Consider the following 16,845-nt stretch of genomic DNA (forward strand, 5'->3'; position numbering starts at 1 on the left):
GCCAATTGGACGGTGTTATATCCAGCCAATTTTACTATGCTAAATATGGAAGGGGAGATTCGGATGAAACGATGGCAAATGGAATGGCTCCTAGTATCAGTAGCATTAGTATGGGGAGCAAATTATACAATTGGAAAATATGGCGTGGCATATATGTCATCCATTCAATTTAATAGTTTACGATTTTTAGTAGCATCTCCGGTATTATTACTTATTACATTTATGATGGAACGTTCATTACGTATTGAAAGAAAAGATTGGTTACGATTAGTAGCAGTCGGTATTGTTGGTACGGCGATGTATCAAACGATGTTTATGCTATCTGTGAAATATACTTCAGCAACGAACGCCTCATTATTAATTGCGATGTCACCTATATTTACAGGGATATTAGCAGTATTACACAAACAAGAACGTTTTTCGATGAAAGTACAAATTGGTTCAATAATAGCGTTTATTGGTGCAGCATTCGTTTTATTAACAGGACATACAGGAGGAGCTACTTATGAATATGCGTGGCTCGGAAATGTAATTGGATTAGTCGCAGCAATTGCGTGGGGATGGTATCCAATATTAGCGCAACCTCTTATTACAAAATACTCCGCAATGAGAGTCACATCATGGTCTACTTTAATTGGGATAGTACCACTTGTTATATACTGTTTATTCAACGTAAATTCTTTAACGTGGCCAGTAGATACGCCAAGCTGGGGATCACTAGCATATTCAATCATCTTTGCAACCATCTTCGGACTAGCAATGTGGTATGTCGGTATTAGTCAAATAGGTTCAACAAAAGTAATGGTTTATATGTATCTCGTACCATTATTCGCAGTTATCTTTGCAGCAGTAACAATTGGGGAGCAAATTAATATGATGCAACTCGTTGGCGGACTTATTATCTTTGTGGGTCTATATGTTGTAAAAAAAGGCGGAATGAAAAAGCCAGCTCTCAATTTGAAAAAAGTAAGTTAACAGTAAAAAGGATCTCTTTCATATAGAAGGAGATCCTTTTTGTTTTCGTAATAAAAGGGTTTGTTCAACGGCCCATTTTTGATGATCGTGAAGGAGAAGTTCGACAGCAAGTAAAGGAGACATCCACCTTAGAACATGATCATCCTCACAGTTTTCAGTTTGTTTCTGCACCATGTTCGCAATATAAAAGAACCCGTCATTTAAATAATATATATCTTCCTTTTCTGCATAAAAATATCGAGCCGCATTACCGATATATTGATTAATTTCAATTGCCCATCCTAATTCCTCTAGTAGTTCACGGTGCAAACACTCTTCTTTTGTTTCATTACCTTCCATACCACCACCAGGTAAAAAGTAACGGTCTCCTTTTTGGATAACAGCAATCATTGAAGAAGATGAATGGAAAATAATCGCATAACAACTAGGTCTTAATACATAATGAGCTGTAGATTTTTTCAAGCCAAACGTAAGTTTTGAAATCATAAAACACGACCTTTCTCTATAAAATACATAAAAGAGATATTAAGGTAAATAAAGAATGGTATAAGTATAATCTTAATAGATTGGAGTGGTAACAACATGATAAATCGAAAATGTTCAAGGTGTAAAGAGATAACAGGTACGCTGCACGGTGGTAAAAAAATTAAGGAAGAATTTTTATGTGAAGATTGTCTTCAAAAAGGAATTGAGAGCGGGGAAATCGAATTATCACAAGTGGAGCAAGAAAAAACTTCGTATCTTTCTATAAAAATATTAAAAATAATGAGTGTTATTTATTTAATAGTATCTATTATAACCCCTTTTTCTGCTGGAGCATTTATACAGGATCCAGGGCTTGGTGGAATATCCTTTTCAATAACAGGTGCAGTTGGTGTTATGATAATTGGATTGATATTCCAGTCTGTTCTTGTATTTTGCGGGATATGGGTATTCATCCTATTAGTAGAAACAGTCATTAAAATATATGAAAAAATGAAGTGAGTGAGAGGGAGAAACATATGCGAGTTAGAAACATCCAAGGGGAAGATTATGTAAAGATTAATTCTGTTTTAAATGATTGGTGGGGCGGGAGAGATATGTCTGCTATGTTGCCAAAACTGTTCTTCGTTCATTTTCAAGAAACGAGTTTTATCATTGAAGAAGATGGCGAGACGTTAGGTTTTTTATGTGGATTTTTTTCACAAACATATAAAGATGAAGCATACGTTCATTTTATCGGTGTAAATCCGAAGTATAGAAGAAGAGGAATCGCATCGACATTGTATTCTTATTTCTTTGATGCCGCTCGTGCAAATAACCGTAAAGTTGTAAAAGCAATTACGTCACCAATTAACAAAAAGTCGATACAGTTTCATCAAGAAATCGGTTTTCGAATTGAGGCTGGGGATGATGAGGTAGAGGGTGTATCGGTACATACAAATTATGATGGGAACGGCGGTAGTAGAGTATTATTTTTAAAAAATGTATAAAAGTAGGCTAGCTTAACGTTAGCCTTTTTGTTGTGAGGAGATAATAATATGGAGAGTAAACAAAGTAGAAATGAATACATACGACGCATTTACAAAGTACAAGATTATATAGAATCACACATAGATGATTCACTTTCAATTGAAGAGCTGGCGGATGTAGCAGGATTTTCAAAGTTTCATTTTCATCGTATTTTTAAGGGGATAGTAGAGGAGCCATTATCACGGTATGTAAACCGATTAAAATTAGAAAGAGCAACAAATTTACTTACATACCGTTTGGATATGACAATTACACATATTGCGTATCACTTCGGATTTACAGATTCCGCAGTTTTCTCCCGTACATTTAAAAATTATTACGGAGTAAGTCCGTCGCAATATCGAAACGATAATAGCAAGAATTGCAAAGACGTAAGGAGAGCTTCTCAATACAATGAGTGTAAGAAGGTTCGAGGAAATGTTGAAATTGTAACAGTGGATAATATAAACGTCGCATACATAAGACATATCGGTACATATGAAGAGTTAACGATAGCTTTTCCAAAAATGATAGAGAAATTATTTCATTACGCAGCGGAGGAAAAGTATTATGTATTTGAGAATACGAAAGTATTAACCATTTACCACGACCATCATGAATTTACTGAGGACAACCATTTAAGAACTAGTTTATGTATAACAATTCCGGATGAATCCGCAGTAGAAACGAGCGATATTGGAATAATGGTAATACCTTCTGGAAAGTATGCGGTAGGTCATTTTGAAATATTCCAAGATGAATATAAAGGAGCATGGGATTTCTTATACGGTGAGTGGCTTCCCAATAGCGGATATAAACCGAGAGATTCATATCCTTTTGAAATGTATAAAAATGACCCAAGGCAGCACCCAGAAAATAAACATATAGTTGATATATATGTACCTATCGAACCTTTTTAATCATGGGTTAAAGGGGAATGAATAATGAAAACTGCTGAAAAGTTAGATCAGATTATAAAAGAAGAATATGAAAATACTAATGGTATGTTAGTAGTGCAGAGAGAGAATGTTGTTTTTGAAAATTATTATAATGGTTACATTCCAAATAATGCGTTTCATGTAGCGTCAGTCACAAAAACGATTGTTTCTGCGCTAATAGGGATATGTGTAGATAAAGGATATTTAAAAAGTGTTGATCAAAAAGTAATAGAATTTTTCCCAGAATATAATTGTAATTCATCTGAAATAACAGTGCGGCATCTACTTACTATGACAGCTCCATACCCTTATGCAGATTGGCAGGAACCGCTAGAAGAATTATGTAAACAAAAGGATTGGATAGAATATACGTTAAATAGAATTGGACAAGGCGGAGAAATCGGATCTTTTAAATACTCATCTGCAGGAGCTCATGTACTATCAGCAATCATAACGAGCGCAACAGGAAAAAGTGCTCGTGAATTTGCGAATGAATACTTATTTCAGCCACTCGGCATGAGAGAAATTCCAAACTACAATATGAAAGCATTTGGATTCGATGACTTATTCGGAAAAGATGTAAAGGGATGGGTTCATGATCCAAATGGTATTTCGACGGGGGGCTGGGGACTAACGTTAACAGTTAAAGATATGGCTAAGTTTGGACAGTTGTATTTGAATGAAGGTATTCATAATGGAAAACAAATACTATCAAAATCATGGATAAAAGAATCGACAGAAATGGACCAAAATCAATATGGTTACTTATGGTGGTTACGAGAAAAAGATGGAATCTTTTCATACTGTGCAATGGGCGATGGTGGGAATGTGATTTGTTGTATTCCGGAGAAGGAATTGGTGGTGGTGATCGCTTCTGAAATTATGGCGAATGTGGGAGATAGATGGAAGTTAATTAAAGAGTCTATATTTCCTTATTTAAACGATTAATATGGTTATTTTTATAAGAATAAGAATGAAAGGTTTAGTTAAACTTGTTTTGTTCTTCATGATAGAAAAAAGTGTTGTATTAACCAAGTTGTTCAACTAAGGCTAGAAAACTTCAACACCTATACGATTATTGAATAATTGCAAGGTGTTGAAGTACTTTATAATTTGTTTAGGTACTCTTAACTATTTTTTAACTTTTTGATGTATTAGATACATCATGCCAAACACAATTACCAGCAAGATAAATTTAATTAATTCCATTAGGCTAATATCCCATTTTGTTTCTACTCCATCTGTTAAATAAAATACATTGAACATGCCATGTAAAATTGCAGGTGTTATCACAGAACGGCTATACTCTCTCGTATACGTCAAAATTATAGATAAAATAAATAATAACGAGAGATAGCTTAATATTCCTACAAACCATAATTCATAGTTTTTATAAAAGATTGATACTGGTAAATGCCATAAAGACCAAAGTGATGCAGTAATGATTGCTGTTTGTTTTAATGAATATTTTTTTCGTAAATGGTAATGGAAATTTCCACGCCATATGATTTCTTCTAAAAATGCAGATAAAGCAGCAATTGTAAGGCCAATGAGTAGGAGAAGTCCCAATTCATTATAATGATTAAATAAGAATTTTATATTATAAATATAAAAATAGAAATGTAGACATAGCCCTAGAATTATTGGGAATAAAATGGAGAAAATTAAAGTTCTTATTTTTGGACGTGAAATTTCAAATGTATGAACTATTTTTTGTTTCTTATATAATTTTTGATATAAAATAGCAGCTAAAAGCGGAATGCCCATCGTAAATCCTAAATAATTACGACCATTTTCTATGTTCAGTAAGATAATATATACAAGAGATGTGAGGCAATAAATACAAAATGTTGAATGGTAAACTATGTTTCTATTAATATTGTTCACCTACTTACATGTATAAGTGATTAATCAAATATCCGATATTTTAATTATATATGAAATGGAAATTACATATGTTGAACTTGTAGAAAAAGTTAGACCAACCCCGTAACTTTCCATAGCAAAAAATCGTTTAACAAAAGAAAGGATTTTCAATCACGAATGGGGGAGAACCATGAAGATGTTAATTCTAGGTGGTACACGATTTTTAGGAAGAGCTTTTGTAGAAGAGGCTTTAAAAAGAGGGCATGAAGTTACATTATTTAATCGCGGAACGAATAAAGAAGTTTTTCCAGAAGTAGAGCAGTTAATCGGTGACAGAAATGATGATGTTTCAAGTTTAGAAAATCGAGAATGGGACGTTGCCGTAGATACGTGTGGATTTTCTCCGCATCACATTAGGAATGTTGGAGAAGCCTTACGGGATAATATAAAACATTATATATTCATTTCAAGTCTTTCCGTATATAAAGATTGGATTCCGCATCATATAAAAGAAGATTATATATTACAACCTGAACCAACGGGTGATCAAATAAAGGCTGTGGAAAATGGTGAAGTTTCTCCTTATGAGTATTACGGTGCGCTGAAAGTATTGTGTGAAAAAGAAGCAGAGAAGTATTGGCCAGGGCGTGTTTTACACGTAAGAGCAGGACTTCTTTCAGGGATGTTTGATTATACAGATCGGCTTCCATACTGGATTGGGCGTGTAGCAAAGGGAGGAGAAGTGTTAGTTCCAGGAAGAAAAGACCGTCCAGTGCAGATAGTTGATATAAAAGACGTGGCAAACTGGGGACTAAACATGGCAGAAAACAATAAAGCAGGTACATTCAATGTAACAGGTCCAAGTTATGAATTGACGATGGAAGAGCTATTAAATACTTGTAAAAAGGTTACGAATAGTGATGCTGCATTCGTTTGGGTAGATGAATCGTTTATGAATGAACATAAAGTGCAGCCTTGGACAGAGATGCCACTATGGCTTCCAGAAACTTTTTCATTAGAAGGTGAGACGAAGCCGTGGAAAGGTGGTTTTTCTATTAGTATTGAGAGTGCTGTTAAAGAAGGACTTACTTTTAGAAGGTTAGAACATACAGTTACAGACGTGTTTGAGTGGATGAAGAGTGTGGATGAATGGGAATTAAAAGCAGGTATTTCAGGCGAGAGGGAGAAGAGGTTGTTAGAAAAGTGGTATCAATAAATTGAGCAGAGCCTTTTTGTCTATACATGATTGAACATAAGCGATGGAAGGAAGGATAAAAAGCTATGTGGAAAAACACAATTCACAGTATCTCACTAAACTTAAGTTTGAAAAAACCAGCTACGAAGGATGAAGTTACTGATATACAAAAATGTTTACATGTGGAGTTACCGAATGATTTATATCAATTATTACAGGAAACAAACGGTGTAGAAGGTGAATACGGGGACTTTATATGGTCTGCTTCAAAAATTAAAACTGAAAATATGAATATGAGAAATATAGTTGATTTCAAGGATTTATATATGCCTTTTGACTGTTTATTGTTTTTCGCTGATGGTGGAAATGGTGATTTGTTTGGTTATTCCATTTTGAATGGAATAGTGCAAAGAGATGATATATATGTATGGAATCATGAAAATGATAGTAGAACTTGGGTTGCTCCTTCTTTAAAAACTTTCATGGAGTGGTGGGAGAGTGGGGAGATAACAATTTAAATATAGTATCAAGAAAAAACGCTTTGTTATTAAAGAAACAAGGCGTTTTTCGCGTGTACTATTATTGTAATATATGCATATGTATTGTTGCTGATGAAAAGATTCGTAAAATTGAAAAAACATTGAACAAACTAGGAAAATTTAGTAATCTTATTTGTACGATAAATAATAGTTTTATAGCGATTTTTAAATGAAATATAGGAGGCAATCGTTGTGGATCTTACGTTCAAAGTTGAGGAAACATGTTTTAATTACCGCGTTGGAGCAATTTGTAAACAGGATAATAAAATACTTATTCTGCAAGGTGACGGTGAAGATTTTTGGTACGTACCAGGCGGAAGAGTGAAAATGTTAGAAAATAGTGAAGATGCGTTAAAACGAGAGCTTGCTGAAGAGTTAGCTGTTCCTATTGAGGTGAAGAAATTAATATGGTCGGTAGAAAATTTCTTTACACTTTCTGAGCGGAAGTTTCATGAAATTAGTTTCTACTATGAAGTAGAGCTACATGAGTTACCTGCGAATGGAGCGGATCAATATATTTTGGAAGAAGAGGGTAGAACGTATTTGTTTAGATGGGTGCCAGTAGAAGAACTGCATACATATAACTTACAGCCTGCATTTATAAAAGAGAAAGTAAAGGATATAACAGTCCATACAGAACATATTGTTTTACGAAAATAAACGTATTTGGAGGGGAAAACGGTGAAGGGGATTAAAAAAGAGATACATATAAATGACAAAGTAATTCATTACACACATATCGAAAAAGGTTCTAGTACGGTTTGCTTTATGTTCTCAGGTTCAGGATACAATTACGATAAGCCGTTATTTTATTATGCAACGATGCTTATGCTTGAAAATAAAATAGATGTAGTACATATTCATTATTCTTATGACGAACAGGTAATGAATAAATCAATGGAAGAAATAACGAAAGTAATGATGGATGATATTAATCCTGTAATGAAGGAAGTATTAAAAGGTGAGCAATACAATCATACGATGTTTTTAGGGAAGTCACTCGGAACAATACCGATTGCAAATGATGTAATGAAGAGAGAAGAATTTTTACAGTCAAAAATGATAGTACTTACACCTTTACTAACTTTTGATTCCATTTTCGATTCCATCTTACATAGTCAACACGAAGGGCTTTTAGTAATTGGGGATAAAGATCACCAATACGATGCAGATCAAATTGATCAGTTGTATAAAATAAATTTAAAAATCGATGTTGTTAAAAACGCAAATCATTCTTTAAATGTTGGAGAATATGAAACCGAGAATTCAATCGAAGCAATAGCAACAATAATAGAAAAGCTTAAAGAAGTTGTTAGGACAAACTAACTTATCAATACATGCAAAAAGAGGTGCAATTTGCACCTCTTTTTTACTTAATAAGCCCTAAGCACATGAAGCAAATAATCCTTACGATTCAGTGGATTATAATCAACACGTTTACGAGTAGGGAAGAGAGCCTTCAGTTTTGTGTAACCAGATGGTTTCGTTGTAAAGATACTTTCTCCTTCTGTAAAGGAATGGAGCATGCGTTTAAAATTCTCTGTTTTCGCAACAGGTAAAGATCCAGTTAACTGGTAAGAGTTATTACTTAATATAGGTTCTCTAAAAGTTGCTGGAATGGCAGCAAGTTTATACATTGCGGTACTAATTGCTTGCTCCGGTACAGTTAATTCAAACTCGTTTACTGGTTCATATACATATGTTTCAGCTTGCTTTAAAGCATCCATTAATACGAGCGGTGTTAAGTTTCTAAAGTCACTCGCTGTTGTAACAGGACTAGCATAACCAGTATGTGTTAACGTGACGATAATGTCCGTAACTTCCCATCCGTACAAACCTTGTTTTAACGTTTGAAATACAGTATCTTCAATTGCTTTATGAAATGCTAATGGCAATGATCCAAGTTCAACATCTAACTTATATGTTATGCCAGAGTTAAGCTCACCACGTTCAATTTTAAAACCAATTGTTGCGTAAAATGGATTCGCTTTTTCGCCCATTACTTCAACGCTATTACCTATGCCAATTGGTTTCTCAATACATACAACTCGCGTATTTGAGAAAGTAACCTGCAAATTATATTTATCATAAAGTGTTGTTTCAATCACTTCTTTTTGTACTTCACCGAAAAGGCGAATGTATAGTTCATGATGAATATCATCTTTCCACACTTTAATGAGCGGATCTTCTTCACATAGTTCCATAAGTGCAGCGTATAAATCATGAATTCGTTCTTTTGGTACTGCTTCAATAGCAGCTTCCATTTGTGGTTCGGCAAAGTGAATGTCTTTTATATAATCCGTTCGTTCACCAATAATATCACCAATTTTAATATCACTTAGCCCCCACACTTTGCAAAATTCTCCGCTTGGAACGATAGCAGTTTGAATAGCATCTCCGTTATGAAATACACATAATTTCTTAATCTTTTCTTTATGTGCTAGAGATTTACTACGTTGTATATGAACATATTTTCTAACGTGTAAATGACCAGAAAAAACTCTTACATATGCAATCTTTTCCCCAGAAGGTTCACGTTCAATTTTAAAAACAATACTGGATAATGTTTCATCTTGTACCGATGTATTGGCTGGAATTAGGGCTGGAAGTTTTTCAAGTAGTTCCGTTACTCCTATACCTGTCATTGCTGAACCGAAAAAGATTGGATACACATTTGCTTGCTGTATTTGTTTTTCTAGTTCTTCTCTTAATAGTGTGTCCGTTACGATTTCGTTATTTACATATGACTCAAGTAATGATTCATTATAAGGTGCTAATCGTTCAATACAATCGTCATATGATTTATATTCAATAATACGAGCTTCCTTTGTTCCTTCGTTTTGCACAGAGTAGAAGGGGAATGCTTCATTTGAAAGAATCGTTTTTATTTGCTTTACAACTTTTTCAGTATTTGCGCCACTACGATCAATTTTATTTACGAATAATATGGTTGGTATGTTTAGTTTCTGTAATGTGCGCATTAAAATTTTTGTTTGTGCTTGCACACCTTCAACAGCAGAGATAACTAAAATCGCACCGTCTAAAACGCGGAATGATCGCTCCACTTCAGCGATAAAATCAGCGTGTCCAGGTGTATCAATGACATTTACTTTTACATCATCAATAAAGAAAGAAACGACAGATGCTTTAATCGTAATGCCGCGTTGTCTTTCTAATTCCATTGAGTCAGTTTGTGTACTTCCACTATCAACTCGGCCAATTTCTTTAATCACATTCGTTTCATAAAGAATACGCTCAGTCAAACTCGTCTTGCCAGCGTCTACATGCGCGACAATCCCTATATTTATTGTTGTCATATGTGAATATCCTCATTTCATTTTCCATTTTTATTTCCTCATTTCTATTTGTGTATTGCCGCATTACAATCACTCTCCAGTCATTTAAATTAGTACTATTATAGTGCAATTAACATTATTTGTAACGCGACAAAGCGCCTTAATTTGGAAAAAATATAAATGAAAACAAAATGCTTGCATTCTAAATCGATATAGATTATATTAATTGACATATCAACTATTGATACATCAAACGATTTTGATTTGGATGTAAAGGAGGGTTAATATGACAAGTTCATGCTCAAAAGAAGCGATTATTTTATATAAATTACACTTTCTAAATAAAGAAGTAAGTTCGAAGTTTGAAGGGTGTACGGGTATGAGCCAGTCTCGATTAGAGCTTATACTTCAGTTATATGAAGTAGGTGAAATTAGTCAAAAAGCACTTCAACAAGAAGTGAATATTGATAATGCTGCGATAACAAGGCATTTAAAGCAGCTTGAGGCAAATGAAATGATAGTAAGACGTAAAAATCCAGAAGATAACAGAATTACGTTAGTTTCTCTAACTGAAGAGGGACGAAATAAAATTCAGGCGTTTCAAGAGGAAAAAGAACGTTTTGCAGCATCTGCATTTAAAGGATTAAGTGAGGAAGAACGCGATAATCTTTTAAATATGTTAAATCACATTCAAGAAAATATAAAAGAATTATAAAAAAGGGAGACTTCAACTATGACTAACTCAGTAAAAACAAATAACTTTAACGAAATTTTAACAGGCCGCCGTTCAATTCGTAAGTACGATCCTTCAGTGAAAATTAGCAAAGAAGAAATGACTGAAATTCTTACAGAAGCAACACTTGCACCATCTTCAGTAAATATGCAGCCATGGAGATTCCTTGTGATTGAAAGTGACGAAGCAAAAGCAACACTTGCTCCACTTGCGAAATTTAATCAATCTCAAGTAGAAACATCTTCAGCGATGATTGCTGTATTTGGTGACTTAAACAACTTTGATAACGCAGAAGAAATTTACGGTACAGCAGTAGAGCGCGGTTTAATGCCAGCAGAAGTAAAAGAAGATCAAATGAAAAAACTTTCTGGTTACTTCTCAATGGTTACACCAGAAATAATGAAAGATACAGTACTAATTGACGGTGGTCTTGTAGCAATGCAATTTATGTTAGCAGCTCGTGCTCACGGTTACGATACTTGTCCAATTGGTGGATTTGAAAAAGACCAAATCGCAGAAGCATTCGGATTAGATAAAGAACGTCACGTACCAGTTATGTTAATTTCAATCGGAAAAGCTGCTGACAGTGGTTACCAATCAGTACGTCTTCCAGTTGAAAAAGTTGCTGAGTGGAAGTAATTTTATAAATACAGAAATAAGTGAGATATGAGAGGGGAAACACCATGATTATTATTCACGCAATATTTCAAGTAGATCCAGCAAAACAACAATCATTTTTAGAAGAAATTCGTCCGCTTATTCATAGTTCAAGAGAAGAAAGTGGAAATATTTCGTATGACCTTTATAAAGATACAGAAAAAGAAAATGTATATACGATGGTAGAAGTATGGAAAGATGAAGAGGCAGTTGCGGGTCATAATACGAGTGAACACTTCACATCTTTCGTTAGTAAAGCAGCACAGTTTTTAACTGCTCCATTAGATATAAAAGCTTATAATGGAGAGTTAGTGAAATAATAAGGCAGAAAAGATGACTTTAGCGTATAGCTGAGGTCATCTTTTTTGTATAAGTAGAACCTACTTTTGACACAATTATGTTGAAATTATGTTCAGTAATAGTGGTGAATTGTATGTTAAATTCGAACATTTCGTTTATTAGAATATTTTTCCATGGTATAATTTTCTTGAAAATATAAGGTAGAGGGGAGTAAGTGATGGGAGAATTTCAAAGTAATTTGCATAGGGCAACGCAACTTGCAACGAAAATGAGAAATGCTTCAGATCGAATGCAAAGTGCTACTAGTCGCTCTATAAATAAGGCAACGCGTACGACACTATCTGTGAACTCTAAAGCACAAGAAGCAAATCAACAAAATTTACAGATCACGACACAATTTTGCGCTGCTTTTCAACAAACGATTGATAATATCCATTCCGTAGCAAATGAATTTGAGAAAATGGATACCGGACTTCAAAAGACTTTTCAATAATGTAACAGCCTACGTAAAGGGGAAAAGGTAGGGAGAAAAGATGAGTCAAGAAATTGAAACGAAAATCAGTCAATGTAATCAAAAATTACGAATTATATTTGAAGAACAAAATGAAAACCGAATGGCGCTGCAAAATCAAGAACGAGCTGAGGCTAGTTTTCATGAATGGAAAAATAGAAATAATCGTTTATTTAACCGAATACTAGAAACTTGGTATGGTGACAAAGAAGCATTTCACTTTTTTACGAATATGCGGCAAGAGATCGGGCAGTATGAAAGAAAACTTACATTCGAATTAGAAAACGAAAAAGAGACGTTGCTTAAAGAAAAACGGCATCTCAGTGAGAAAGAAAACAACCTTTCCTATGAACAGCAGCAACTACAAAGGGAGGCCAATACATGAGTTTAAACATGTATTTGGGAGAAGTACAAAGTCAAACTCAAAGTATGAACGCTATATGTAATGCTACGATTCAAAGTATGGAACAAGCCATTCAATCTATTGATGCCTTTGCGATAGACACAGTATTACAAGGACAAACATACAGTAGTGCAAAAGCCTACCTTGTCCAAACATTTCGGCCATTAGCACAAGGAATCATATGCTTATGTGAAGAATTAATTCGCCAAAATGAAGCATTTCCAAACGATTTTCAAGCAAAAGTTGCTTCAACAGATGTTATCGAACATGAAATAAGACAACAAATACAAGAAATCAATCAATCCATTGCAAGTATAGAAGCAATAGAAGTACTTACACCAATGCCTGGAGTAGACGCAATTATTGCAGTCTTAATTGCAATGAGAAAAAAACTAGAAGAAAAACTAGAGCGTCTATATGAATTCAATCATTCATCCAGCAACAACTACAGCACCGCCCTCCAATTAGCCGCTAGCATCACAGCCGGACTCGCTGAAGTGCAAAGCGGGAAAGGATTTAGTCCTGTGAGTGGAACGTTTCATAGTGAAAAGTTAAATATGGAATGGGCAAAGCAAATTCAAATAATTATAGAAGAGAAAATACGGAAATCTGACAATGGTATTGGAAAAAGTGTAGATTTAGAGCACAATGTGTATAACGACATTGAAGGAATAAGCAGCGAAAATCAATCTATCAATAATAGATTTACAAAAGAAGAGATACAAGCGACACAAAAATACCTTGAAGGAATTAAAAATGGTACAATAAAAGGGAATATAGGTGAGGATTTCCAAGTTGAAACCGATGATTATGAAATGGAGCATAACATTTTTGGCCAGCCAGTCGGTGGTAGAAGGCCAGAACTCGATCCTTTTTTAATCGGTTTGGCGAAGTTTGGATTCGATTTTCTCTTTGGTGATCTTTTCACACTCTTTGACCCAGAAGCTACCTATGGTGAAAAACTCCTAGCAGTTGGGATGATGACTCCATATGGGAAAGGTGTAAAAATAGTTGATAAACTTCATGATTTAAAAAAGGTTGGAGATGTGAAGAAAGCAACGTCTGGGAGTGCGGGGGTTGCTAAGGGTACGGGTAAAACTAGTGAAATAGCTAAGGAATCTGGAAAAGTAGCCCAAACATTAGAAGCAGCTAGAGCACAACAACGTACGGTAATAGAATCAGTAGAAAGTGGCGAAGTAGCTTTAAAAACAACGAAGCGTAAAGGGAATTATGGTGAAATGAAGATGGATGACTTTTTTGAAAGTCAAACATATACTAGAATTAGTGATGATCGTGTATTAACATTAGATCAAAAAATTGTTAAGGGAATAGACGGTGTATATGAAAATTCAGCTCCGCCACCTAAGTATGTAATAGCGGAGGCTAAGTATAATACTGCGCAACTTTCAAATACAAAAGATGGAAAGCAAATGAGCGAAACATGGATAGATGGTTCTAGACGTTTGGAATCAACTGTTGGAGAAGAAATGGCAGATAAAATTCGAGAAGAAATGCTTTTGAATCCTGAAAATGTACAAAATATACTAATTAATGTTGATAAGGATGGTAATGTGGTTAAAAGCATTTTGGATTCTTCTGGGAAGAAAATAATTGAGTAAGGAGAATAAAATGAGAGATATTTTAAAAAATGAAGATTATTTCGAGGATTATTTAAATAGACAGAATAATAGAATAGAAAAATATAAAGAATTAGCAATAAAAGTAAAAAATGAAAGACCAAATGATTTAGGTAGTATTAAAAGAGCTTATGGATATATTGAATCAATTTGTATTGATAAATTTAATTGTTTATATTCAATGGGAAGACCTATGGAAGTACTAAGAGATTTTTACCCCGAAATAATTGAGGCGATGAAAAAGGGATGGAGTGGTAAATATAGATATATAGATTTATTGTGGGTTCTTTCTATTGGGATAATGCTAGATGTTTCAAAAGATTATATAATTGAATTAGAAAAGTTGGTAGAAAAAGAGAAATTGAATGATTATTTGATTGATTTTTTATTTAATTATAAAGGTGAAAATTGGGAAGGGAATACCACAGAATTTATCTTTGCAGACCCATATAAATCAATTTATCATGTGATCAATGCAAAGAATAAAGAAGAATCAGTAAAGGAATTGAAAGAATATTTAGAGGGGAAATGGTATAAGGGGCATAGTGATACAGGCTGGTATGACTCACATGAAAATAAAAATGATATCTACAATGGTTATTGGAGTTATGAAAGCGGAGCAATCGTAAAGATTTTAAAATTAGATGATTCAAGTTTAAAAAATACTTTATACTACCCTTATGATATGGTGCATTATCAAGGAAAATAAATGTAAGAATCCACAGTGTTCAACTTTTTACACTGTGGATTTTTTAGTTTGTGTTAAAGTATCTATAAGGGTAATGTTGGTAAGGGATCTAGTGAGCTAGAAGTAAGATTGATGCAGAACTAATTAGGAATTATCACTGTTTTTTTTATCTAAATAATCATAATATCTAATTGAATGTTAGTAAATTCATCAACATATTGTTATCACCCTCTGCTTACATCTGTATATAGAAATTAATTGAAGGGTTTAGCTAAATCTTCAATAGGCCATATCACAAAAGGAGCACAAGCATCAAGTGGAGTAAGTACATTTGCTAATGCAGTAAAACTAGCAAAAGAATTGAAGCCTACCCTTGAAATGTTACAATCATTTAAGAGAAATGCTTCCTATGCATTCTCTAGTGTTGGTGGAACTATTGTAACCAAAATACCTCAAGGCGAATTGATAGAAGCTTTTTATAAGTTTGCGAAGTCTAAAGATGGTGGTAAGGGTAAGGGTGATGTTGGTAAGGGCGTCAGTGGGGCTGGAAGTAAGATTGATGGAGAACTAATTAGAAAATATGTACGAGATATTGAAACACAGACAAATAGAAAAATACCAAAAAACCAAATGGAAGAATTAAAAAGTGCATTAAGAAATACAGAATATAAAAAGATGACGTCTTCAGAAACAAAGAGATATAGACGAGAGTTTAATAAAATTAAGAATTCATTAATTGATGAATGGGAAAAACAAACTGGTCAAAAATGGCCAACTTATACAGAAGATGTGATTTCAGAGAAAACAGGAAAAATCTTAAGAAAAAAAGGAGAACCTTATGATGCTCATCATATAATTGAAAACTCTTATCGTGGGGAACATGAGTGGTGGAATATCCATCCTGCTAAATTTCCTAATGAGCATCAAGGTGGTATTCATGGTTCGGGTTCACCAGGAAATAAACTTTTTAATGGAGGTAAATAATATGAAGTATGATTATCTAGTATCAAATAAACATAATAGCTTTTATCCAGTAGCATTAGAAGAGATAGAAGAAGTGGAAGAGGTATTAGGTTTGAAATTTCCAAAAGAACTAAAAGATTTCTTCTTAAATGTTGGGTATGGCTTTATCAAAGGTTCTAAGTACAATATTAATCGTATTATGGACCCTTATTCTATTAGAGATTTTCGATTAAAGCAAAATGATTATGAATTTTTTCCAGACATTGAAGTTTATGATGATCTTGAAGAAGAAATAATCTTTTTTGAAGGTAATGAAACAGTTTTAATTTCAATTAAATTAACAACAGAGGAAAATAATGGGATTTATTATGATGAATTTAAAATTGCCGATTCACTAGAAGATTTTCTTGCAAAAATATCAGAAAATGATTTATATTATATGGATTTAATTGATTGAAATAAGAAGAAATATTTTTATCAAATAATCATAGTTCGAGAACGTAGTCTTATTGAAAAGAGGGTAGAAGCTCGTTCGATTAGGAAACGGCTTTTGTAATCGGATGAATGATAAAAACTATAGTATGTATTAAGATGAAAACTCCAGTGATTTTATGAATCATGACTGGAGTTTTTTATTCGAATATCCACATTTT

Annotated in this window: 20 protein-coding genes and 1 pseudogene; 18 read left to right on the forward strand and 3 right to left on the reverse strand. The window is 33.8% G+C overall.

The window, feature by feature from the left end; all coding sequences use genetic code 11:
* Positions 1–63: 63 nt before the first annotated feature.
* A complete protein-coding gene (locus tag DT250_RS05140) occupies positions 64–975 on the forward strand; it encodes a DMT family transporter (protein ID WP_088063852.1) in 912 nt (303 codons plus the stop codon).
* Between the two features lie 18 nt (positions 976–993).
* Here the strand turns inward: DT250_RS05140 and DT250_RS05145 are convergent, their stop codons facing one another.
* Positions 994–1,461 (reverse strand): NUDIX hydrolase, encoded by a 468-nt coding sequence (locus tag DT250_RS05145; protein WP_149212717.1) that lies wholly within the window; start codon positions 1,459–1,461, stop codon positions 994–996.
* A 96-nt stretch (positions 1,462–1,557) separates the two neighbouring features.
* On the opposite strand from DT250_RS05145, the gene DT250_RS05150 reads away from it, so the two are divergent.
* Genes DT250_RS05150 through DT250_RS05165 form a run of 4 tightly spaced genes read left to right on the forward strand, consistent with a single transcriptional unit; the run spans position 1,558 to position 4,352 of the window.
* Positions 1,558–1,959, forward strand: coding sequence for a DUF3980 domain-containing protein (locus DT250_RS05150; protein ID WP_088063851.1), 402 nt, complete (start codon positions 1,558–1,560; stop codon positions 1,957–1,959).
* 17 nt (positions 1,960–1,976) lie between these two features.
* Positions 1,977–2,447 carry a GNAT family N-acetyltransferase gene (locus tag DT250_RS05155; protein WP_060487240.1) on the forward strand — a complete coding sequence of 157 codons (471 nt, stop codon included), beginning with the start codon at positions 1,977–1,979 and terminating at the stop codon, positions 2,445–2,447.
* Between the two features lie 48 nt (positions 2,448–2,495).
* A complete protein-coding gene (locus DT250_RS05160; RefSeq protein ID WP_149212718.1) occupies positions 2,496–3,386 on the forward strand; it encodes an AraC family transcriptional regulator in 891 nt (296 codons plus the stop codon).
* Positions 3,387–3,410: 24 nt separating this feature from the next.
* On the forward strand, positions 3,411–4,352 hold the full coding sequence (locus tag DT250_RS05165) for a serine hydrolase domain-containing protein (protein WP_149212719.1): 942 nt from the start codon (positions 3,411–3,413) through the stop codon (positions 4,350–4,352).
* Between the two features lie 183 nt (positions 4,353–4,535).
* Here DT250_RS05165 and DT250_RS05170 read toward each other — a convergent pair whose 3' ends face one another.
* Positions 4,536–5,291 carry a CPBP family intramembrane glutamic endopeptidase gene (locus DT250_RS05170; RefSeq protein ID WP_149212720.1) on the reverse strand — a complete coding sequence of 252 codons (756 nt, stop codon included), beginning with the start codon at positions 5,289–5,291 and terminating at the stop codon, positions 4,536–4,538.
* A gap of 169 nt (positions 5,292–5,460) precedes the next feature.
* Between DT250_RS05170 and DT250_RS05175 the strand changes: the two genes are divergently transcribed.
* The 4 genes from DT250_RS05175 (at position 5,461) to DT250_RS05190 (ending at position 8,330) form a co-directional block, all read left to right on the forward strand.
* Positions 5,461–6,486 carry an SDR family oxidoreductase gene (locus DT250_RS05175; protein ID WP_149212721.1) on the forward strand — a complete coding sequence of 342 codons (1,026 nt, stop codon included), beginning with the start codon at positions 5,461–5,463 and terminating at the stop codon, positions 6,484–6,486.
* Positions 6,487–6,551: 65 nt separating this feature from the next.
* Positions 6,552–6,983, forward strand: a complete 432-nt coding sequence (locus DT250_RS05180) for an SMI1/KNR4 family protein (protein WP_149212722.1) — start codon at positions 6,552–6,554, stop codon at positions 6,981–6,983.
* Positions 6,984–7,196: 213 nt separating this feature from the next.
* Positions 7,197–7,664 carry an NUDIX hydrolase gene (locus DT250_RS05185; protein ID WP_149212723.1) on the forward strand — a complete coding sequence of 156 codons (468 nt, stop codon included), beginning with the start codon at positions 7,197–7,199 and terminating at the stop codon, positions 7,662–7,664.
* Between the two features lie 21 nt (positions 7,665–7,685).
* Complete coding sequence (locus tag DT250_RS05190) at positions 7,686–8,330, forward strand: alpha/beta hydrolase (RefSeq protein WP_149212724.1); 645 nt, start codon at positions 7,686–7,688, stop codon at positions 8,328–8,330.
* Between the two features lie 47 nt (positions 8,331–8,377).
* Here the strand turns inward: DT250_RS05190 and DT250_RS05195 are convergent, their stop codons facing one another.
* Complete coding sequence (locus DT250_RS05195) at positions 8,378–10,321, reverse strand: elongation factor G (RefSeq protein WP_149212725.1); 1,944 nt, start codon at positions 10,319–10,321, stop codon at positions 8,378–8,380.
* A 265-nt stretch (positions 10,322–10,586) separates the two neighbouring features.
* Here DT250_RS05195 and DT250_RS05205 point away from each other — a divergent pair, with 265 nt between their 5' ends.
* From DT250_RS05205 to DT250_RS05245, 9 genes and pseudogenes are all read left to right on the forward strand, one after another.
* Entirely contained in the window at positions 10,587–11,015 is a 429-nt protein-coding gene (locus DT250_RS05205) for a MarR family winged helix-turn-helix transcriptional regulator (RefSeq protein ID WP_000204177.1), read from the forward strand.
* Between the two features lie 18 nt (positions 11,016–11,033).
* The gene (locus tag DT250_RS05210) at positions 11,034–11,672 is read left to right on the forward strand and encodes a nitroreductase family protein (RefSeq protein WP_106101993.1); all 639 of its coding nucleotides are present in this window, start codon (positions 11,034–11,036) and stop codon (positions 11,670–11,672) included.
* A gap of 44 nt (positions 11,673–11,716) precedes the next feature.
* Positions 11,717–12,010, forward strand: a complete 294-nt coding sequence (locus DT250_RS05215) for a putative quinol monooxygenase (protein ID WP_106101992.1) — start codon at positions 11,717–11,719, stop codon at positions 12,008–12,010.
* A 197-nt stretch (positions 12,011–12,207) separates the two neighbouring features.
* Positions 12,208–12,483, forward strand: a complete 276-nt coding sequence (locus tag DT250_RS05220) for a TIGR04197 family type VII secretion effector (protein WP_060487227.1) — start codon at positions 12,208–12,210, stop codon at positions 12,481–12,483.
* 40 nt (positions 12,484–12,523) lie between these two features.
* Entirely contained in the window at positions 12,524–12,886 is a 363-nt protein-coding gene (locus DT250_RS05225; protein WP_106074912.1) for a DUF3958 family protein, read from the forward strand.
* Positions 12,883–14,523, forward strand: coding sequence for a T7SS effector LXG polymorphic toxin (locus tag DT250_RS05230; protein WP_149212726.1), 1,641 nt, complete (start codon positions 12,883–12,885; stop codon positions 14,521–14,523). The genes DT250_RS05225 and DT250_RS05230 overlap by 4 nt, the downstream gene beginning before the upstream one ends.
* Before the next feature lie 10 nt (positions 14,524–14,533).
* Positions 14,534–15,250, forward strand: coding sequence for a PoNe immunity protein domain-containing protein (locus DT250_RS05235; protein ID WP_106074909.1), 717 nt, complete (start codon positions 14,534–14,536; stop codon positions 15,248–15,250).
* 249 nt (positions 15,251–15,499) lie between these two features.
* Positions 15,500–16,213, forward strand: a pseudogene (locus DT250_RS32555) (cytoplasmic protein); the annotation flags it as partial.
* Between the two features lies 1 nt (position 16,214).
* The gene (locus tag DT250_RS05245; RefSeq protein ID WP_000872947.1) at positions 16,215–16,649 is read left to right on the forward strand and encodes an SMI1/KNR4 family protein; all 435 of its coding nucleotides are present in this window, start codon (positions 16,215–16,217) and stop codon (positions 16,647–16,649) included.
* Positions 16,650–16,845: the final 196 nt, after the last annotated feature.

Origin of the sequence: Bacillus sp. AR2-1 (genome assembly GCF_008368755.1) — a bacterium.
Classification (GTDB): Bacteria; Bacillota; Bacilli; order Bacillales; family Bacillaceae_G; genus Bacillus_A; species Bacillus_A wiedmannii.